The following is a 20426-nucleotide window of genomic DNA, read 5'->3' on the forward strand; positions in this document are numbered from 1 at the left end:
AATTCCGGCTCGAAACGGGATATGGTTTCCCAAACAGGCCTCTTACGGAAAATGCATCCCGGAATCCCCGCTCGAAACGGGACGCGCTTTCCCAGTCGAGGCCCTATGGGAAACTGCGTCCCACCTTGAAAGGCAAAACTGGGGCGCAGTTTCCAGACGGGACATCAAAAACAAAGTTGCGGTGGAATAGTTCCTGGATGGGCTGGTTGATGCCCCAGATCGGAGCTATTTCACCGCAAGTTATTGAAGGGCTGGGATGCCCGTCCTCTTACAGATGGCGCTCCAGGAAGCGGAAGGCTAGGCGGATCCAGGGACGGACTGCCACCTGCTTGTCCTCGTTGTCGACCGCGGTGTTGGCGTTGCCGAGCGAAAGGCCGTGACCACCCTGGTCGAAGACGTGCATCTCGCATGCAACGCCCTCCTCGGCCATGCGCTGCGCAAACGGGTATACCTGCGCGATCGGCGCCGTCTTGTCGTCGGACACGCCCCACACAAAGGTCGGTGGCATCTGACGCGAAACATGCGTGGTGGGGCAGATGTCGGCCAGATGCTCGTCAGTTGCCTCGCCGCCCGTCACCATCGACAGGTAGTCGTTGAGCAAATCGCGTCCCGTCTTGCCGCCCGTCTTGGGCACGCGCAAGTCAATGCGCGGATCGCGCGTCTGCATGTCGCGCACATAGGCAAAGTCGAGCAATGGATAGCCCAGCACCACGGCATCGGGACGAATGTCGTCCGGACGCGCCCCGGCAAGTGCCGCAAAGGGGCCGGTCTTCCACTGTGTTGCCAGCGAGGCGCAAATCATGCCGCCAGCAGAAAAGCCCACGACGCACACGCGCTTAGGATCGACATGCCACTCGTCGGCGTTGGCGCGCACCGTGGCGACCATCTTGGCAAGATCTGCCTGGGGGTGCGGAAAGCTCACGTCACCCGTAGAACTCGTGACATAGTTGAGCACAAAGGCCTGGTAGCCGCGATCCAAAAATGCAAACGCCACCGGGTCCTGCTCGTGCGGAGCGATATGCGTAAACCCGCCTCCGCCGCAGATGATCACCGCGGGGCGGCGGCCATTCGGTTTATCGGGCAGCGGCTCGGCACCCAAATACGTAAACGTCGCCGGATAATCCTCGGTCGGCTCCTCGCCCCACAGCGCATGGTTCTCGACAATCATATGTGCTCCCTTCGCGCAAATTATGCGCCTTTGTTTTTCGCCTTCAAGCGTACCCCACTTGAACCCGTGGCGCAGAAACACACCAGCAATAAGTTTCCCTTTAACTGATATATCACATAATCCCAGCTCAGAGGTATCGCTGAGCAGCGTAGAATAGGGGGCGTTGACCAAGCCGCGAAACACATATGAAACGTTTCCGGCAAACCAAACGCGCGATATGCGCCTATTTAAGTTGGAGGCAACTATGGGTCTGCTCGATTCGCTTAAGTCCACCTTCACCTCGGCCGGCGAGGCGTCCGTTCCGCCCGCAGCAAGCTTCGCCACCCGCGAAGGCGTCATCTATGCCCCCGTTAACGGCGTGCTCGTCAACCTGGACGAGGTTCCCGACGAGACGATCGCCTCGGGCATGCTTGGCCAGGGCTATGGCATCGAGCCCATTACCGGCACCATCTATGCGCCCGCCAACGGCCGCATCGGTGCCACCACTGTCACCAACCACTCCATTGGCATGATCACCGAGGACGGTCTTCGCGTGTTTATCCATGTTGGCCTGGGCACCGTGGAAATGAACGGCAAGGGTTTTGCCCGCTTTGTCGAGATGGGCGATGTGGTCAAGGCAGGCCAGCCGCTCATCAGCTTCGACCGCGAGGCCATTAAGGCCGCTGGTCACGAGGACATCGTGACCGTCATCGTCTCCGAACTCGATCGTCTTAAGAGCATCGACCATGTCGGCGAGTCTGGAACGCTTATCGGCGGCAACCCGCTCGTCAAGCTTGGCGACCCGCTGCTGGTTGCCAAGACCAAGTAGCCAGGCCCCGCGCCACACAGCCAAAAGGCACCTCGTCAAGCGCCCGCGACCATTTGGCCGCGGGCGCTTTTCGTTTGAAAAACCATCCCGCCAATGCTTTATCTGTATAGCCCAAATGAGCCGAGCTGCTAGAATATCGAACTGTATGGATAACTATCATTCAACCGTTATGGGAGGATACGTGAACCGCACCAAAATCGCGCAGCTCTATGCCGATGCCGAGTCGCTCGGCGGCCAGACCGTCACCGTCGCCGGCTGGGTCAAGTCCGTCCGCGACATGAAGAACTTTGGCTTTGTTACGCTCAACGACGGCAGCTGCTTCCGCGACCTGCAGGTCGTCATGAACCGCGAGGCACTCGACAACTACGACGAGATCGCCCATCAAAACGTCTCGGCCGCACTCATTTGCACCGGCACCGTCAAGCTGACCCCCGATGCGCCCCAGCCTTTCGAGCTTTCTGCCACCTCCATCGAGGTCGAGGGCGTCAGCGCCCCGGATTACCCGCTGCAGAAGAAGCGCGCAACCGTCGAGTTCCTGCGCACCCAGCAGCATCTGCGCCCGCGCACCAACCTGTTCCGCGCCGTGTTCCGCATCCGCTCTGTCGCGGCTGCCGCCATCCACCGCTTCTTCCAGGAGCAGGGCTTTGTCTACGTCAACACCCCCATCATCACCACGAGTGACTGCGAGGGCGCCGGCGAGATGTTCCGCGTGACCACGCTCGACCCCAAAAATCCGCCCCTCACCGAGTCCGGCGAGGTCGACTGGAGCCAGGACTTCTTTGGCAAGCATGCAAGCCTCACCGTGTCCGGCCAGCTCAATGCCGAGAACTTTGCCATGGCCTTTGGCGACGTGTACACCTTTGGTCCCACCTTCCGTGCCGAGAACTCCAACACCACGCGCCACGCCGCCGAGTTTTGGATGATCGAGCCCGAGATGGCCTTTGCCGACCTTAACGACTACATGGATAACGCCGAGGCCATGCTCAAGTATGTCCTTAAGGACGTCATGGCAACCTGCCCCGACGAGCTCAATATGCTCAACAAGTTTGTGGACAAGGGTCTGCTCGAGCGCCTGGACCATGTCGCCAACTCCGACTTTGCCCGCGTTACCTACACCGAGGCCGTCGAGATCCTGGAGCAGGCAGTCGCCGCCGGTCACAAGTTTGATTACCCCGTCAGCTGGGGCATCGACCTGCAGACCGAGCACGAGCGCTTCCTGACCGAGGAGCACTTTAAGCGCCCGACCTTCGTGACCGACTACCCGGCCGAGATCAAGGCGTTCTACATGCGCATGAACGAGGACGGCAAGACCGTCGCCGCCGCCGACTGCCTGGTTCCCGGTATCGGCGAGATTATCGGCGGCTCCCAGCGCGAGGAGCGCCTGGATCTGCTCGAGGCCCGCATCAAGGACCTGGGAATGAATCCCGAGCAGTACAAGTACTACCTTGACCTGCGCCGCTACGGTTCCTGCAAGCACGCCGGCTACGGTCTGGGCTTCGAGCGCTTGGTCATGTATCTGACCGGCGTGGGCAACATCCGCGACGTCCTGCCGCACCCGCGCACCGTGGGCAACGCCGACTTCTAATCGTCGGACGCTAGCTCGCGTCGCCACACGCCAACGCTCATCGCATAAGCGTCTCTCGACATCGGTCGAGAGACGCTTTTTTCAACAGCATCCGTCAAGCTTTTGGCAAGTTTTTGGTCAGTTGACCAGGGCTGTTGAAAACTCGACCCGCCGTTTGCCGACGACTACCGACCGCCCAGAGCGCCCTGCGCCCCTGGGAAAGCCCCACGTCCTAGGCTCCATACCGTCGCCACCCAAAACGGAAAGGACGTGGGTACCATGACCGAAGCCGCTGTTGAAACCTACGACACCACGACTAGAGGCGCCGCCTCGATGGCAGCCTATCGCGCCGTTCGTATCCTGCAGCTCTTGAGCGAAAACACCGGCGAAGACAAGGCCATGCTTTCCGATGAGCTGATCCGGCGCCTCGCCCATCCCGACGACCCCGCCCGCATGCCCATCTCGGCGGCGCGGCGCAGCATCTACACCGCCATCTCCGCGCTTCGCCATGCCGGATACGAAATTGAGTACAAACGCGGCGTGGGCTACAAACTTCTTACCCGCCCGCTCACCGACGAAGAGATCATCCGGCTCCACGGTATGGTCATGCGCAACCGCTCCACGCCTATCGCTATCCGCAAGAGCATGGCGCAGCACTTAGTTGCCATGGCGAGCGCCGACGTTCGCGGCTACCTCGATACACCCGAACCCGCTCCAAGCGCAGGCAGCAAGGCTACCAAGGCAACACGCACGCCCATCAAGCGCATCGACACGTGCGAGCTCGTCGAGCAGGCCATCGACCACGGAACCACGGTGAGTTTTGATATTTCGAGCGTCACGACACGTGGCGAAACCGAAGCAGCACGGATGACACTCCGTCCCTTTGCCATCAGGCAGCGCGATGGCATCTCGTATCTGCTGGGAACGGTCTACGACGCCCGAGGCGCCGATGACACGTTGCGTACTGTAGAGATTGGCCGAATGAGAAACGTCAGCACGCGCCTGCTCGACGGCAAGAAGCTCTTCGCCGCCTTGGACGAGGACGACGCCTCCTCCGCCGCATAAGACCCTCCGCCGCCCATTCGACTACCCGTACCGCCCATCCGATTCTGTATTAAAAAACCCGCCAGGCTGTTGTAAAAATGGACATCAGCGCTACTATAGTTCCACTTGCACTTTGTCCCAGTGCAGTGTTTCCAGCCATTTTTATACTGGGGGTAATGATATGAAGGACATCACCATCAGCCGCAGGAGCCTTCTGGTCTCCGCCGGCCTGCTCGCGCTCGCCCCGCTCGCCGGATGCGGCGGCAACTCTGGTTCCGGCTCTGCTGCCGCCGGTTCCGACTACACCATCGGCGTTCTGCAGCTCACCGAGCACTCCGCACTCGATGCCGCCAACGACGGCTTTGTCAAGGCCATCAAGGAGAGCGGCCTTAAGGTCAAGATCGACCAGAAGAACGCCCAGAACGACCAGTCCACGTGTAAGTCCATTGCCGACAAGTTTGTGGGCGACAACGTCAACCTGATTTATGCCATCGCAACGCCCGCCGCGCAGGCTGCCGCCGGCGCCACAGCCGATATCCCCATCGTGGGCTGCGCCATCACCGACTACGCCGCCTCCGGCCTGGTCCAGGACAACGACAAGCCCGGCACCAACGTCACGGGCGCTTCCGACCTCACCCCGGTCGCCGAGCAGCTCGAGATGATGCAGAAGGTCCTGCCCGACGTTAAAAAGGTCGGCCTGCTCTACTGCACCGCCGAGTCCAACTCCGACGTCCAGATCAAGGCCGCCAAGAAGGAGCTCGACAAGCTGGGCCTCGAGTACACTGACTTCACCGTCTCGAGCTCCAACGAGATTCAGTCCGTCGTCGAGTCTGCCGTGGGCAAGGTCGACGCGCTGTACTCCCCCACCGACAACACCATCGCCGCGGGTGCCTCGCAGGTCGGCCAGATCTGCAAGGAAAACAAGCTTCCCTTCGTGACTGGCGAGGAGGGTATGTGCATGGCCGGCGGCCTGTTCACCCTCTCCATCAATTACGAGGACCTGGGCTACGCCGCGGGCGAGATGGCCGTTAAGATCCTGAAGGGCGAGGCCAAGCCCGAGGATATGCCGATCAAGCACCTCTCGAGCAAGGACCTGGTCGTCGTCAAGAACGACGAAATGGCCGAGGCCCTGGGCATCGACCTTTCCGCTCTGGACGCGTAATGCCATACGCGGCATGCGTCTAGAGCCCGTGCTCGCGCTTTAGCCGCGTTATTCAATATCTGAGCCACAGGGGCGGGCGCTGTAGACCGGCGTTCGCCCTGCTTGTTTCGGATGAGCCAAAACATCCGGCCGCAGCTCTTTTATGCATTGTTACCGCTATCATGGTGACTCACGTGTCCACCCTATCCTAGGAGGTATGAAGCATGCTCATTGCATTGCAGGGCGCCGTTTCGCAGGGCGTCCTCTGGGGCATTATGGTGCTTGGCGTGTTTATCACGTTCCGCCTGCTCGACATTCCCGATATGACCTGCGACGGCAGCTTTGCCCTCGGCGGCTGCGTCTGCGCTGTGCTCATCGTCAATAACAACGTCGACCCGCTGCTCGCCGTGCTGGCCGGTATGTGCGCCGGCGCCATCGCGGGTGCCGTCACGGGCATTTTGACCACCGTCTTTGAGATTCCCGCGATCCTCGCCGGAATCCTCACCCAGATCAGCCTGTGGTCCATTAACCTGCGTATCATGGGCAAGTCCAATACGCCCATTCTTGCCAAGGGCACCGTGTTCTCCGCCGTCAGCAATATGACCGGTCTGCCGCAGTCCACCGTTGCCATCATCTTGGGCATCCTGCTCGCCGTGGCTATCGTTGCCATCCTGTATTGGTTCTTTGGCACCGAGATCGGCTCGGCGCTGCGAGCCACCGGCAACAACGAGTACATGATCCGCGCTCTGGGCGTCAACACCAACTCCACCAAGATGATCGCCCTCGTGCTCTCCAACGCCCTCATCGGCCTTTCGGGCGCGCTCATCTGCCAGAGCCAAAAGTATGCCGACATTGGTATGGGCACCGGTGCCATCGTTATCGGTCTTGCCGCCATTGTTATCGGCGAGGTGCTCGGCCGTCTGCTGCCCGGCGGCCTCACGCAGTTTAGCGTCCGTCTTGCCTCCGCCGTCTTTGGCTCCGTGGTGTACTTCCTTATCCGCGCCATCGTGCTGCAGTTGGGCATGGACGCCAACGACATGAAGCTGCTCTCCGCCGTGATTGTCGCTGTGGCCCTGTGCGTGCCCGTGGTTTGGGAGCGCTATAAGCTCCGCAGCTCCTACACGAAGGGGGATGAGGCAGATGCTTAAGCTCTCGCACGTCAAGAAGACCTTTAACAAGGGCACCGTCACCGAGAAGCGCGCGCTCACCGGCGTCGACCTCACCCTGAATGACGGCGACTTTGTAACCGTGATCGGCGGCAACGGCGCCGGCAAGTCCACGCTGCTCAACATGATCGCCGGCGTGTACCCGCTCGATTCGGGCGTTATTGAGCTCGACGGCACCGACATCTCGCGCCTGAGCGAGTCGCAGCGCGCCAAGTACCTGGGCCGCGTGTTTCAGGACCCCATGCGCGGTACCGCTGCCGACATGCAGATCGCCGAGAACCTGGCCCTCGCCAAGCGTCGCGGCCAGCGTCGCGGCCTTTCGTGGGGCGTCACCAAGGCCGAGAAAGATGAGTACGTCGAGCTGCTCAAGCGCCTGGACCTTGGTCTGGACACGCGTCTCAACGCCAAGGTCGGCCTGCTCTCGGGCGGCCAGCGCCAGGCACTCACCCTGCTGATGGCCACGCTCACCAGGCCGCGCCTGCTGCTGCTCGACGAGCACACGGCGGCCCTCGACCCCAAGACGGCCTCTAAGGTGCTCAACCTGACCGAGGAGATCGTCGACGAAAACCACCTGACCACGCTCATGGTCACGCACAACATGAACGACGCCATCCGTCTGGGCAACCGTCTGATCATGATGCACGAAGGCCACGTGATCTACGACGTGGCGGGCGATGAGAAGAAGTCGCTCACCGTAGCCGACCTGCTACAGAAGTTCGAGGAGGTCTCGGGCGGCGAGCTCGCCAACGACCGCATGCTGCTGAGCTAAAACCTGCCAAAAAGGGACAGGTTTATTTTGGTAGGTTTTATCTGCGCAAACGTCAAAACCGCCGCAAAGGGGCAGACGCCCTTGCGGCGGTTTTCGCATATTATGTCGATAATCCGATATTCAACCAGACATTCTGGCTAAGGACTAAGGAAACTGCCATGAAAAGTCTCACCCGCCTTGCGTTAGCCGCCGCGTTGTTTGCCGGCTCGCTCGCAGGCATCCCAAGCGTCGCTTTCGCGGGGAACCTGCCCGCCGCTATTGACGGCTCTGTGACCGTCATGCACACCAACGATATCCACGGCAGCTACAAGTACAGCTACAACACAAGCAAGGGCACCGGCACCGTCGGCTTCGACGGACTGGCGGTCCTTTATAGCGCCCAGGGCAACGCCCCCGATCTTTTGCTCGATGCGGGCGACACCTTCCACGGACAGTCCTTCGCCACCATGAGCGAGGGCAAGAGCATCGCCGAGCTCATGGACACCTTCTACGCCGACGGCTACGACGCGACCACGCCAGGCAACCACGACTGGAGCTACGGTGCGGACAAACTCCGCACCATGACCGGCTACAGCACCACCGGTACGCCCTTCGCCATGCTCTGCGCGAACGCAAAGTCTACGAGCGGCGTATGGAGCTCGAGCATCACGAAGACGCTCGATCGCACCTGGGAGGATAGCGAGGATCACTCCACATTCGACTACAAAATCAAGGTCGGCGTCGTGGGTGCCATGGATGAGTCGCTGGGATCCTCGCTGCGCGCGGACCTGGTCGCGGGTACGTCGTTCTCGAGTGCCGCGAACGCCATCAATGCCGAGGCAGAGCAGCTGCGCAAGGAGGGCTGCGATGTTGTTGTGTGTATCGCGCACACGCTCGACGCCAAGACCTTTGCCACGCGACTCCGTGGCGTCGATGCCCTTATCGCAGGCCACGAGCACATCAACCTTAACGAGAAGGTGACGGGAGCCGACGGCAAGACAATCCACGTTGTCGAGGCGGGCAGTGCCTTTGCCGAGGTGGGACTGCTTTCCATTCCGTACAAATACGACACGAATGGCACCGAGACGACCGACGACGACACGGTCACGGTCCCTGCAGACGACAGCAACGAGAAGCTCTACACCGCCAAGAACGTCAACGACCTTTTGGCAGACCCCGACAAGGGCTCCGACTACCAAAGCCGCCTTGAAGCCGTCCGCAACAAGATCAAGCCGCTCGACGAGGACTTTGAAAACGAATCGAACAAGGTGCTCGGCACATCCACCACCAACTATTTCTACGGCGAGGACGCCGCAGGCACGCATGGTTGGGAAATGGTGCGCACCACCGATTTCCGTCCCAGCAAGGAGGGCGACACCACCAAGGCCCAGACCATCGGCCACGTGATTTGCAGCTCCTATCTTGACCTGACGGGCGCGGACCTCGCTATCGAAAACGCTGGCGGCATCCGCGGCGGCATCGCGGCGGGCAACGTGACCGCCGGCAACGTCATCGCCATCTCGCCCTACGGCAACACCGTGGAGACCTGGGCCATGACCGGCGCGGACTTCCTCGCAGCGCTCGAGCACTCGCTACAAATCAGCGACGATTGCAACGACAGCTACGAGCTTCAGCAGGCTTATGTGGCGGCCGGTCACACCGAGCAGGAGGCGCAAGACAAGTACAAGTGGCGCGATGACTCTGGCAGCGTTCTCTCCTTTGGCGGCATCAACGCGACGATTGATTGGACACGGCCCGAGGGCAAGCGCATTGTGAGTGCCACACTCACCAAAGACGGCAGCACGCTCGACCCCGCCAAGACCTATACCGTCGCCACCAACAACTACATCATCACCAACACGACCGACTTTCCCACCTTTGCACACGCCACCAAGTACACCGAGTGGGGTACCTGCGAGTCAGCGCTAAGGGCGCTGATCGGGCAGAACGGCTGGGAGAGCAAGATGGCCGGGCTCGCCGGCACCATCGGCTTCGGCTCCGCAGCCGTGGACCCCACGCCCTCACCGGCCCTGACGCCTAAGCCCTCGTCTAAGACGGACACGGCGACCACGAAGGTCATCACCAAGAAGACGACCGGTAAGCTTGCCGCAACGGGAGACCGCACGCTGGCAGTAGTTGGCGCGTGCCTTATCGGCGGCATCATCGTCATCATGCTCGGCATTATCTGGAAGCGTCGACGCTAAGCTACACCGCCGGGCCTTGCAGCCCCGCCGCGTAAACCTTATATCGAGCACAGAAGCCCGTCTGAATTTGATCGGACGGGCTTCTTGGTGGGTATCATGGTTGGACGATCATTAGGAGGTTTTCCCTACATGGAATTGTTTGAGCCGATTCTTCATTTCTTTGAGCAACGGTGGGTCCACAACATCATCTGGGCCGTCATCTTGGCGATAGGCACCGCCGTCGCCGCCGAGGTCGTATCCAAGACCCTGAACCATCTGCTTAACCGTGACGATAACCCGCTTCCGGCATCAAGTATCTTCATCAACATCGCGCGCGCCGTCATCTGGATGATTGGCGGCAGCTTTATCCTCGACAACTGCTTTGGCATTAACGCAAACGCGCTCGTCGCCGCTCTTGGCGTCGGCGGCATCGCCATCTCGCTCGGCTTTCAGGACACGCTGTCAAACCTTATCGGCGGCATGCAAGTGACCTTTATGGGCATCATCAAACCCGGCGACAATATCGAGGTCGGCGGCGTATCCGGCGTGGTCCAAGACATCACTTGGCGTCATACAACGATTGAGGATGCCTGTGGACAGACCATCATTGTGCCCAACTCCAACATCTCCAAGAACACGCTCGTGCATTTGATGCCCTTTGGACGCGTGGCCGTGCCCGTTGCCGTAAAGGACACGTCTAAGTGGGCTTCCCTTGACGTGCTGGCAGACGAGCTCACGAGCGCAACCAAAACGGCCGTCTCGCCCATCTCGGGCTTTGACAAAGAGCCCTACGTGCTCTTTAGCGAAATCGGCGACTTTGGCATCAAAGGAAAGATCATCTTTATCGTCAGCGACGACAGCACCACTTTCACCGCTGCCGACGCCTGCATCCGCGCCATCGCCCCCATCATCGCCTAAACCACCGCAAAGGGGTCAGGCATCTTTGTAGTGGTTTTCATTCGTGGTACCATGGTTCATATAGTTGTTTAAACGACTAAGGGAGCAACATTATGGAAGAGGCCTATCGTCAAGCACGCAAGCGCGGCGAGCAAGGACGTCGACGCGCCATTAGCCAAAGCGAGCATCCATACCTTACGGACCTCGATAGCTTGGTTGCTCAGCTCCCCTTAGGTCAGCGAGAGAATGTCGGCCTGCGGGATATTCCGCTCGAAATGGTCGTCGGCACGGTCACCAAGGGCCGTCAGTCCGCCTTTTCGTGTAACTTTATGCCCCTGCTTCCGTTTAGCACCGAGTTCGCCCGCAAGTGGTCCAACCTCTACGACATCCAGGTGACCGAGGGCTATCGCGACCCCGTCATCGTCACCGAGTTCATGCATCGGTTCTATGTCCAAGAAGGCAACAAACGCGTCAGTGTCCTCAAATTCCTAGACGCCCCGACGGTTTCGGCCAAGGTCACCCGTCTCTACCCCGGCACATGGGATTCCGTCGAAAGCCGCCTGTACGGCGAGTTCTGCGCGTTTTGGCGCGTCTGCCCCCTATACGAGATCGAGTTCTCGCGTGAGGGAAGCTACGAAACGCTCGCGAAGATGCTCGGTCAGAACCTTATCGAAAAATGGCCGCAGAAAAAGGTCGACTACCTGCGCCACACTTTCCTGCTCTTTAAGCGTGCCTACCTTCGCGCAGGCGGCGATCACCTGGACATTACGCCCGCCGACGCCATGCTCGTCTACCTCAATGTGTACAACCAGGACCGCCTGCTGGATACGCCAACGGATATCGTCGTAAACCGCCTGTGCAAGATCTGGCGCGAGCTGGTCATTGCCGGCAAAAATGACGAGGACAAGGTCGATCTTGTCGAAGCACCGAGCGTCGACGAGGAGGAGACGCCCGCCAAGTCCACCTCTGGCGTGCTCAACTTCTTTATGGGCAAGACCGTCTACTCGACGGCCAACCCCCTGCGCATCGCCTTTATCCATGAGTTCCCCTGTGCGACGTCGAGCTGGGACAGCCTGCACGACCAAGGGCGTCAGTATCTCGATGAGCACTTTGGCGGTATCGTGCGCACCGAGGCGTTCGAGGACTGTCACGATCCGGATGTGTTCTACGCCGCCGTGGAAACGGCTGTCAAACATGGAGCAAACGTCATCTTCTCGACCTCGCACCGCCTGATGGAATACACGCTCAGGGCTGCCGTCGAGTATCCCCGGGTTCGGTTCCTCAACTGCTCTATCGGCCTTCCCCATCAAAGCGTCCGTTCGTACTTTGGCAAGATGTACGAGGCCAAGTTTCTGCTGGGCGCCCTTGCGGCCAGCATGGCGGACAACCACCGCATCGGTTACCACGCGTCGGTCTTCGCCTCGGGTGCACTCAGCGAGATCAACGCCTTTGCGATTGGCGCCTCGCTGCTCGACCCGCGCGCGCAGGTCATCCTCACCTGGGGCGATGTTCCCGCCGGTGGTCTTGCCGAAGCCATGTGCCGCGAAGGCGTAAGCGTCATGACCGGCGCTGACATGTCAAAGTCGCTCGAAGACCCAACGGCCTACGGGCTTCACCGCTTGGTCGACGGCAAAGTCACCGGCATCGCCATGCCCGTATGGAACTGGGGCCGTTACTACGAGCTCATCGTTCGCAGCCTTCTTCACGGCACGTGGGACGAGACCAGCGACGACAACCAAGTGCGCGCTGTCAACTACTGGTATGGCATGAGCTCCGGCGTTATCGACATCCGTTACGCTCCGGGCCTACCCTACCAAACGCGCAAACTCGTGCAGTTGCTCCGCAACGGCATTGTTGTGGGATCCATCAACCCCTTTGGCGGCGAGCTCCACAGCCAGAACGGCGTGGTACAAATCGAAGGCTTCCCTCCGCTGCCGAGCACGCAGATTGTCGAGATGAATTGGCTGGCGGACAACGTGGTAGGCACCATTCCGCAGCTCGACGATGAGCCGAAAGTCCCTGCCCTATGAAAATCCTTGCCATAGCCGATACCGAAGAACGATGCCTTTGGGAGTGCTTTCGCAAGGAACGCTTTGAGGGAGTCGACCTGATTTTGTCCGCCGGCGATCTGGACCCGGACTATCTTGAGTTTTTGGTTACGGTCATCAACAAACCGCTCATCTACGTGCGCGGCAATCACGATGACCGCTACGCACGTCATGCACCGGGTGGATGTATCTGCGTAGAGGACAGCGTGTACACGTACCGAGGGATTCGCATTGCGGGCCTTGGCGGGTCCATGCGTTATCGCGACGGCGCCAACATGTACACCGAACGCGAGATGTCCAAGCGCATGCGTAAGCTGTCGCGTAAGGTTAGGATGGTCGGCGGGTGCGACATTCTGCTTACCCATGCACCCGCCGCCGGTATGGGTGATCTGGACGATCTGCCGCATCGAGGATTCGAGTGTTTTAACACAGCACTCGAATCCTGGAATCCCAACTACATGGTGCACGGGCATGTGCACCAAAGCTACGGTTGCGATTTTCAGCGCGAGCGTCAGCATGTGTGTGGAACGACGATCATCAACGCCTGCGGCTATACGCAGTTTGAGCTCGACCAGACGCACTACCCCATCCGCGGCTGGCAAGCAGCTTGGCTCAACTCACAAACCATGCGCCGCGAGCTCAAACGCCACGAAGCCATCGAGTCTTCAACAGCCAGAACACCCTGGTAACCACCATAAAGGGGACACTGTCCCCTTTATGGTGCTTTTGACGCGATAGCAAGAAACCCGGTCCTGCACAAGGCAGAACCGGGTTTCTTTAGCAATGCTTGCTGTACTCAGGCAGTAACTAGCAGTTACTCAGCCAGGAAGTCACGCTGGACAGCGGGATCGACCTTGACGCCAGGGCCCATGGTGGAAGACACGGAGATGGACTTGACGTACTTGCCCTTAGCAGAAGAGGGCTTGACGCGCAGAATCTCGGTGTACAGGGCAGCGTAGTTCTCGACGAGCTGCTGCTCAGAGAAGGACTTCTTGCCCAGGGGCACGTGGCAGATGCCGTAGCGGTCGGCGCGGTACTCAACGCGGCCAGCCTTGAGCTCGGAGACCATCTTGGCGACGTCCATGGTCACGGTGCCGAGCTTGGGGTTCGGCATGAGGCCACGGGGACCAAGGATCTTACCGATGCGGCCAACCTTGGCCATCATGTTCGGCGTAGCGATAGCGGCGTCGAAGTTGATCTCGCCCTTCTGAATCTGGGCGACGAGCTCGTCGGAACCGATGATGTCGGCGCCGGCAGCCTCAGCCTCACGGGCCTTCTCGCCCTCGGCGAAGACGGCAACACGAACGGTCTTGCCGGTGCCGTGGGGCAGGGAGATGGAACCACGGATGTTCTGGTCAGCCTTACGAGTATCGATGCCCAGACGGAAGTGAGCCTCGACGGTCTCGTCGAACTTGGCGGTGTCGAGCTCCTTGATGAGCTTGGCAGCCTGAAGGGGGGTGTAGAGCGTGGCGCGGTCGATCTTCTCGGCAGCGGCGTTATAGCTCTTACCATGCTTAGCCATGTGCATTACCTCCTGTGGTTAAACGGGCGTGAGCCCTCCCACATCGTATCGTGTGCCCTATTGCACACATTTAACGGGCGCCCCGGTCGGAGCACCCGCCGTTACCATAAGAAATCGCTACTCAGCGATGGTGACGCCCATGGAACGGGCGGTACCGGCGATGATCTTCTTGGCGGCGTCAATGTCGTTGGCATTGAGGTCCGGCATCTTGATCTCGGCGATCTTGGTGAGCTGCTCCTGGGAGAGCTGACCAACCTTGTCAGCCTGGGGCTTAGCGGAACCAGACTTGAGGTTCAACTCCTTCTTGATAAGGTGAGCCGCCGGCGGGGTCTTGGTGATGAAGGAGAAGGACTTGTCCTCGTAGACAGAGATCTCAACGGGGATGATGTCACCCTTCTTGTCCTGCGTCTCGGCGTTAAAGGCCTGGCAGAACTGCATGATGTTCACGCCAGCAGCGCCCAGGGCGGGGCCGACGGGAGGAGCGGGGTTTGCTGCACCAGCAGGAATCTGGAGCTTAATGACGTTGGCAACCTTCTTCTCAGCCATGGTCATTCCTTTCGAATCACGAGTGTGAAGTACTTGCTATATCGTAAGCACGCACGTGTTAGAAGCACTCCTGAGATGAGCAGTCACAGAAGAAGCACGCTCGCGCGAACGGACGAAAACTTAAGCGATGACAGCGACCTGGTTAAAGTCGAGCTCGACCGGCGTCTCGCGGCCAAAGATCATCAGCGTGACCTTGAGCTTGCCAGCCTCGGTGTTAACCTCGGAGACCTTGCCATCAAAGTCGGTAAGCGGGCCATCGGTGACGCGGACGGACGTACCGACCTCAATATCAACCGAGGTGCGCTTGGGCGAATCGCCCTTACCGGGACGACGAGTCATCTTGTTGTACTCGTCGCGGGAAAGCGGAGCGGGCTTGCCGTTGCCGCCTAGGAAACCGGTGACGCCAGGCGTGTTACGAACACACGTCCAAGCATCGTCATCCATCTCCATGCGGACCAGGACATAACCCGGGAAGATCTTGGAATCCTTGGTCTCACGCTTGCCACCCTCTTTAATCTCGGTGACGCGCTCCATAGGAATCTCGATATCAAAGATACGGTCCTGCATGCCCATAGTCTCGATTCGATGCTCGAGATCGGACTTAACGCGGTTCTCGTATCCAGAGTAAGTGTGAACGACGTACCAACGCTTAGACATGGTTTAGCCCCTCAATCCAGAGAACAGAGCAAGAGCCTCGCCAAAGCCAGCATCGAGCAGAGCGATGACGACGCCGACGACGATCAGAGAAGCGCAAACAACAACCGAGTAGTTCACGAGCTCCTTCTTATCGGGCCACGTGACACGCTTCATCTCGGACTTGACCGAAGCGAAATACTTCTTGGTGCGGGCGAAGAAACCAGGCTTCTCGTTCTTCTTGGACTTCGCAGCCTTCTCGTTCTTCTTGGCAACGGCCTTCTTGGCCTCAACCTTGGAGTTGGCGGCAGCTTTGTTGGCAGGTGCCGGCTGCTGAGCCTTCTTCTTGTTCTTCTTGTTGGCCATTTGGGTTACCTCCGCGCAATGCGCTTATACATGAGTAAACCGTAAGCCCCCAAGTGGGAGCTTACGGAATAATGACTGGCACGCCAGGAAGGACTCGAACCCTCAACACTCGGTTTTGGAGACCGATGCTCTACCAATTGAACTACTGGCGTATGTGACTAGAGACTAGCGAGTCTCTTTGTGCAGCGTGTGGTGACGGCACCAGGGGCAATACTTCTTGATCTCCATACGATCAGGCATGGTCGACTTGTTCTTGGTGGTCGTATAGTTGCGGCGCTTGCACTCAGTGCACGCAAGAGTAACTAGAGTACGCATGTATCCTGAACCTTTCATTTCCGCCCCGTACGGGCACGAGTTGTTACTTTATCAGCTCCACGTAAGTGCTGTCAATGAAAACCTCGAGTCAATTGGTTCTCGGTGGATCCATTCATATTTGGAACACATCAATGAAGCCATCGAGAGCTAATCGACGGTGCATCCAGGACCATTATCGATCCTCTCGACACCAGCAACGGCTCAATATCCATTGCAGAAAAGAACCCGGCACCCATATAAGTGCCGGGTTCTCTAAGTCAGCTATATCAAAGAGCTAATTTACTCAATGATCGTGGAGACGATGCCCGAACCGACGGTGTGGCCACCCTCGCGGATAGCGAAGCGCAGGCCCTCCTCCATGGCGATCGGGTGGATGAGGTCGCCCTCGATGGTGATGTGGTCACCAGGCATAGCCATCTCGGTGCCCTCGGGGAGCTTGACCGTACCGGTAACGTCGGTGGTACGGAAGTAGAACTGAGGACGATAACCATCGAAGAACGGGGTGTGACGGCCGCCCTCCTCCTTGGTCAGAACGTAGATCTCGCCGGTGAACTTGGTGTGCGGGGTAACCGAACCGGGCTTGCAGAGAACCTGGCCGCGCTCGATGTCCTCACGCTTGATGCCGCGGAGCAGCAGACCGACGTTGTCGCCAGCCTCGCAGAAGTCCATGGACTTACGGAACATCTCGATACCGGTAACGACGGTGTTCTGGGTATCCTTGATGCCGACGATCTCGACGGGCTCGTTGAGCTTGAGCTCACCGCGCTCGACACGGCCAGTAGCAACGGTACCACGGCCGGAGATGGTCATAACGTCCTCAACGGCCATCAGGAACGGGAGGTCGTTGTTACGAGCAGGCGTCGGGATGTACTCGTCGACGGCCTTCATGAGCTCGCGAATGGCGTCCATCCACTTGGCGTCGCCCTCGAGAGCGCCCAGAGCGGAGCCACGGATGACGGGGATGTCGTCGCCGGGGAAATCGTACTCGGAGAGGAGCTCACGGGTCTCCATCTCGACGAGGTCGATGAGCTCGTCATCGTCGACCATGTCGCACTTGTTCAGGAAGACGACGATGTAGGGAACGCCGACCTGACGGGCGAGCAGGATGTGCTCGCGGGTCTGAGCCATGGGGCCGTCGGTAGCAGCGATGACCAGGATAGCGCCGTCCATCTGAGCAGCGCCGGAGATCATGTTCTTGACGTAGTCAGCGTGGCCCGGGCAGTCAACGTGAGCGTAGTGACGGGCAGCGGTCTCGTACTCAACGTGGGAGACGGAAATCGTAATGCCGCGCTCGCGCTCCTCGGGAGCCTTGTCGATGTTCTCGAACGCAGTGAAGTCAGCCTTGCAGCCCTCGGTCTCGGAGAGAACCTTGGTGATGGCAGCGGTCAGCGTGGTCTTGCCGTGGTCGACGTGACCAATGGTGCCGATGTTAACATGCGGCTTAGTGCGCTCAAACTTCTCTTTGGCCATAAAGCCCTCCTCTTAACAGGTCGTCCCCGGACGGGACTTTGCCTTTATACCATAGTGGCCTCTCAACATACTATTGAGAAGCCACCGTGTTACCTATGGTAGCGGTGACTGGATTCGAACCAGTGACGCCACGGGTATGAACCGTGTGCTCTAACCAACTGAGCTACACCGCCGGATGGAGCCTGCAACCAGACTTGAACTGGTGACCTCTTCGTTACCAACGAAGTGCTCTACCGACTGAGCTATACAGGCACTTGACGGGTGGGAGCTATAGGATTCGAACCTATGTAGGCAGAGCCAACGGGTTTACAGCCCGTCCCCATTAACCACTCGGGCAAACTCCCAATCGTTCAAGTATCCGCAGGTCCTTTGGTCTTTTGGACCGCCGCCCCCGCGAACGAAGAAGATAATACGATGCCACCTTGGGGGCTGTCAACGAAAACCTCTAGATACACGGTGCCGGGCGTATCTATATAGCCGTGACCTGCGGTTTTATTGAGTTTGGATATGAAGGACAGTGGTTTTGGATACTGAGGTGACGTTTCCCAAGGTAATACTTTGCTGTAGTGGAGTACACCTTCAGTATCGAACTTCGATACCAGCTTATTTGCACCTATATATAGGTCGAGATCGGGGCTGCCCAGACAGAAGATTGCTCTTCCCAGGCAAAATCGAGCGTGGATTTTCTTCCGTTTGAAATCGAGCGTGGATAATCTCCCACTTTGCCGTGCCATCGAATCCAAAGTGGCAGATTATCCACGCTCATTCACTAGGCGGAAGATTTTCCACGCTCGTGTGTCCGATAATCCACGCTCGATGACGATGACCAACCTCGCCCCGGCCTATGTCTCGACCTGTAACAGTAAGAGGGTTATTCCTCCCCTATCTGTTACAGATCGAGATGTTTCGCAGAAACCCCCGCTTACGTCTCATTCTGTAACAGTAAGAACGGTTTTCAGCCTCTTCGTGTTACGGATCGAGATGTTATCGGCCTTCCCTTGGCAATGTTTCGATCTGTAACTATAAGGAGGGTCTTCAGCCCACTCGTGTTACGGATCGAGACAAACCTGAAGCTTGGTTGGCGCCAAACACGCTGACTTATAGACATAAATAGAAACGGGCCCTGTCCCACAAGGGAACAGAGCCCGAAACTCTCATGGAGCCAGTGACAGGAATCGAACCTGCAACCCACTGATTACAAATCAGTTGCGCTACCGTTGCGCCACACTGGCACACTTGGCGCTTTCGCGCGAAGCCTGTTAAGAATAAAGGAATTACGGACGGGGCGCAACAGACCACACGGCGTTATACAAATATGCAAAATCCAGCAACAACAGGTACCAGGCCCGTTCATTTCTGTCGGTTCGCCCTCAATCTCAAAACCATTCGTCAGAACGAATAGTTTTAATTACAATTGCTATATATAAAACTATTCGTTCTGACGAAGGGTTTCGCGATGCTTACTACCAAGGAAGCAGCCGAACTGCTCGGCATCACTCCGCGCAGGGTGCAGGAGCTCATAAAAAACGAAGCACTTGAGGCCCGCAAGGCTTCTGGTGTATGGCTCATCGACAAAGACAGCGTCGACACGCGACTCCGCTCCGTGACCAAAACGGGGGGACGTCCCCGCCGCGGCTACGGTAAGAGCGAGATCGCGTTCACCCTCATGAATCGCACGCACGAGGTCGCTCAGCTGGTCTACAGCACATCGCGAAAAGACTTCACCCACATCGGCGCCGACGTCGATTACGCCCACGCCCCTATTGGAGTATTTGGCCCTAATAGCCCCATATCGCTCGACTCCTTCCGCATCTGGTGGCGCGGCCGCGGTATCCCGCTCGCACGCATTGGGCTAGCCTCCCTGCTTGCAGAAGCCGCAGTCGATGTTCCCGATGAACTCGTACAGCGAAATCTTGGTCTCTCCTTATCCGACCAGTATTGGATAAGGCCCCAAGACTCCGGTCTCGCGTGGGAAGATATCAATTTCTTCAATAATGCTTTTGACGACGTCTCTCTCAGCATCGCGCCCTTCGCCCCAGAGGGCAAGGCAGCTGCCGCAAAGCCCGATAACACCTCGGACGGCAATCTTCAAAAGTACTGGACATGCGAGGATGACCGTCGAATCCTCCACAAGGCAGGTGCACATCTAAACCAGGAACCTTATAACGAGCTGGTGGCGACTGCACTTCACCGTCGCATCCTAAACGCTTGCGATTATGTGCCTTACTCGCTCGAGGGCACGGGCACTTCCGCCCTGAGCATATGCGATGTCTTCTTAACTGATGAAGAAGAGTATGTCCCTGCGTTCTATGTAAACCAGCATGCAAATGCAGACAAGCGACTAACCGATTACGAACGGTATGTAGCAAACTGCGAGGAGCTTGGAGCGACGGATATAAAAGACGCCCTTGACCGCATGATCGTGTGCGACGACATCATCGCCAACTACGATCGTCATTGGCGTAACTTTGGCCTTGTGCGAAACGTAAACACGCTAGCCTGCAGACCTGCCCCTATCTTCGATTCGGGCTCATCACTCTGGTGCAACATATCACTAGAGGAGCTTAGGGCGGGAGAGCACAGTTTTACCAGCGCACAATTTCATTCAAGCCCCGCCAAACAAATGTTGCTCGTCGAGGACATGGGCTGGTTTGACGGCGACAAACTCGAGGGTTTCGTTGACGAGGCAATCGAAATCCTATCCAAAAACGACGCTCTTACAGCGAGACTGCCTTATCTAAAAGAGGCGCTAACATGGCGCCTCGAAAGAATGATCGACATCGCTGAATGGAGTTAGCGAGACAGCA

At 58.4% G+C, this 20426-nt stretch carries 18 protein-coding genes and 5 tRNA genes; 11 read left to right on the plus strand and 12 right to left on the minus strand.

Annotated elements, in window-relative coordinates; all coding sequences use genetic code 11:
• Window positions 1-268: 268 nt before the first annotated feature.
• Window positions 269-1168 carry an alpha/beta hydrolase gene (locus tag PMX60_RS06550; protein ID WP_195363880.1) on the minus strand — a complete coding sequence of 300 codons (900 nt, stop codon included), beginning with the start codon at window positions 1166-1168 and terminating at the stop codon, window positions 269-271.
• 244 nt (window positions 1169-1412) lie between these two features.
• Here PMX60_RS06550 and PMX60_RS06555 point away from each other — a divergent pair, with 244 nt between their 5' ends.
• The 10 genes from PMX60_RS06555 to PMX60_RS06600 all read left to right on the plus strand — a co-directional run bounded on the left by PMX60_RS06555 (window position 1413) and on the right by PMX60_RS06600 (window position 13456).
• On the plus strand, window positions 1413-1976 hold the full coding sequence (locus PMX60_RS06555) for a PTS sugar transporter subunit IIA (protein ID WP_226812400.1): 564 nt from the start codon (window positions 1413-1415) through the stop codon (window positions 1974-1976).
• A gap of 181 nt (window positions 1977-2157) precedes the next feature.
• The gene (gene asnS / locus PMX60_RS06560) at window positions 2158-3561 is read left to right on the plus strand and encodes an asparagine--tRNA ligase (protein ID WP_117635367.1); all 1404 of its coding nucleotides are present in this window, start codon (window positions 2158-2160) and stop codon (window positions 3559-3561) included.
• Between the two features lie 258 nt (window positions 3562-3819).
• A complete protein-coding gene (locus PMX60_RS06565; RefSeq protein WP_196032551.1) occupies window positions 3820-4605 on the plus strand; it encodes a hypothetical protein in 786 nt (261 codons plus the stop codon).
• Between the two features lie 160 nt (window positions 4606-4765).
• The gene (locus PMX60_RS06570; protein ID WP_022093885.1) at window positions 4766-5746 is read left to right on the plus strand and encodes an ABC transporter substrate-binding protein; all 981 of its coding nucleotides are present in this window, start codon (window positions 4766-4768) and stop codon (window positions 5744-5746) included.
• A gap of 203 nt (window positions 5747-5949) precedes the next feature.
• Window positions 5950-6873, plus strand: a complete 924-nt coding sequence (locus PMX60_RS06575) for an ABC transporter permease (protein ID WP_006234992.1) — start codon at window positions 5950-5952, stop codon at window positions 6871-6873.
• Entirely contained in the window at window positions 6866-7660 is a 795-nt protein-coding gene (locus tag PMX60_RS06580) for an ABC transporter ATP-binding protein (protein WP_055250279.1), read from the plus strand. Before PMX60_RS06575 ends, PMX60_RS06580 begins: the two co-directional genes overlap by 8 nt.
• Before the next feature lie 158 nt (window positions 7661-7818).
• Complete coding sequence (locus PMX60_RS06585) at window positions 7819-9843, plus strand: bifunctional metallophosphatase/5'-nucleotidase (protein ID WP_271747305.1); 2025 nt, start codon at window positions 7819-7821, stop codon at window positions 9841-9843.
• A gap of 129 nt (window positions 9844-9972) precedes the next feature.
• Window positions 9973-10740, plus strand: coding sequence for a mechanosensitive ion channel family protein (locus PMX60_RS06590; RefSeq protein ID WP_250786745.1), 768 nt, complete (start codon window positions 9973-9975; stop codon window positions 10738-10740).
• Window positions 10741-10832: 92 nt separating this feature from the next.
• Entirely contained in the window at window positions 10833-12749 is a 1917-nt protein-coding gene (locus PMX60_RS06595) for a BMP family ABC transporter substrate-binding protein (RefSeq protein ID WP_271747307.1), read from the plus strand.
• Window positions 12746-13456, plus strand: a complete 711-nt coding sequence (locus PMX60_RS06600; protein WP_271747309.1) for a metallophosphoesterase family protein — start codon at window positions 12746-12748, stop codon at window positions 13454-13456. The genes PMX60_RS06595 and PMX60_RS06600 overlap by 4 nt, the downstream gene beginning before the upstream one ends.
• 125 nt (window positions 13457-13581) lie before the next feature.
• Here the strand turns inward: PMX60_RS06600 and rplA are convergent, their stop codons facing one another.
• The 11 genes from rplA to PMX60_RS06655 all read right to left on the minus strand — a co-directional run bounded on the left by rplA (window position 13582) and on the right by PMX60_RS06655 (window position 18851).
• A complete protein-coding gene (gene rplA / locus PMX60_RS06605; protein WP_022093892.1) occupies window positions 13582-14289 on the minus strand; it encodes a 50S ribosomal protein L1 in 708 nt (235 codons plus the stop codon).
• Window positions 14290-14406: 117 nt separating this feature from the next.
• Window positions 14407-14835, minus strand: a complete 429-nt coding sequence (gene rplK, locus PMX60_RS06610) for a 50S ribosomal protein L11 (protein ID WP_022093893.1) — start codon at window positions 14833-14835, stop codon at window positions 14407-14409.
• 120 nt (window positions 14836-14955) lie between these two features.
• Window positions 14956-15492 carry a transcription termination/antitermination protein NusG gene (gene nusG, locus PMX60_RS06615; protein WP_099432095.1) on the minus strand — a complete coding sequence of 179 codons (537 nt, stop codon included), beginning with the start codon at window positions 15490-15492 and terminating at the stop codon, window positions 14956-14958.
• Between the two features lie 3 nt (window positions 15493-15495).
• Window positions 15496-15834 carry a preprotein translocase subunit SecE gene (gene secE, locus PMX60_RS06620; protein ID WP_035137537.1) on the minus strand — a complete coding sequence of 113 codons (339 nt, stop codon included), beginning with the start codon at window positions 15832-15834 and terminating at the stop codon, window positions 15496-15498.
• 76 nt (window positions 15835-15910) lie between these two features.
• A tRNA-Trp gene (locus PMX60_RS06625) sits at window positions 15911-15986 on the minus strand.
• Window positions 15987-15999: 13 nt separating this feature from the next.
• Entirely contained in the window at window positions 16000-16149 is a 150-nt protein-coding gene (rpmG, locus tag PMX60_RS06630; protein ID WP_022093895.1) for a 50S ribosomal protein L33, read from the minus strand.
• A 279-nt stretch (window positions 16150-16428) separates the two neighbouring features.
• Window positions 16429-17619 carry an elongation factor Tu gene (gene tuf / locus PMX60_RS06635; RefSeq protein ID WP_035137538.1) on the minus strand — a complete coding sequence of 397 codons (1191 nt, stop codon included), beginning with the start codon at window positions 17617-17619 and terminating at the stop codon, window positions 16429-16431.
• Between the two features lie 96 nt (window positions 17620-17715).
• A tRNA-Met gene (locus tag PMX60_RS06640) sits at window positions 17716-17792 on the minus strand.
• A 3-nt stretch (window positions 17793-17795) separates the two neighbouring features.
• A tRNA-Thr gene (locus PMX60_RS06645) sits at window positions 17796-17871 on the minus strand.
• A gap of 10 nt (window positions 17872-17881) precedes the next feature.
• A tRNA-Tyr gene (locus tag PMX60_RS06650) sits at window positions 17882-17963 on the minus strand.
• An 813-nt stretch (window positions 17964-18776) separates the two neighbouring features.
• Window positions 18777-18851 (minus strand) — tRNA-Thr (locus PMX60_RS06655).
• Window positions 18852-19075: 224 nt separating this feature from the next.
• Here PMX60_RS06655 and PMX60_RS06660 point away from each other — a divergent pair.
• Window positions 19076-20416 carry a DNA-binding protein gene (locus tag PMX60_RS06660; RefSeq protein ID WP_271747310.1) on the plus strand — a complete coding sequence of 447 codons (1341 nt, stop codon included), beginning with the start codon at window positions 19076-19078 and terminating at the stop codon, window positions 20414-20416.
• The last annotated feature ends 10 nt before the right edge of the window (window positions 20417-20426 follow it).

The sequence above is a fragment of the Collinsella aerofaciens genome (assembly GCF_028206995.1).
Lineage (GTDB): Bacteria > Actinomycetota > Coriobacteriia > Coriobacteriales > Coriobacteriaceae > Collinsella > Collinsella aerofaciens_AQ.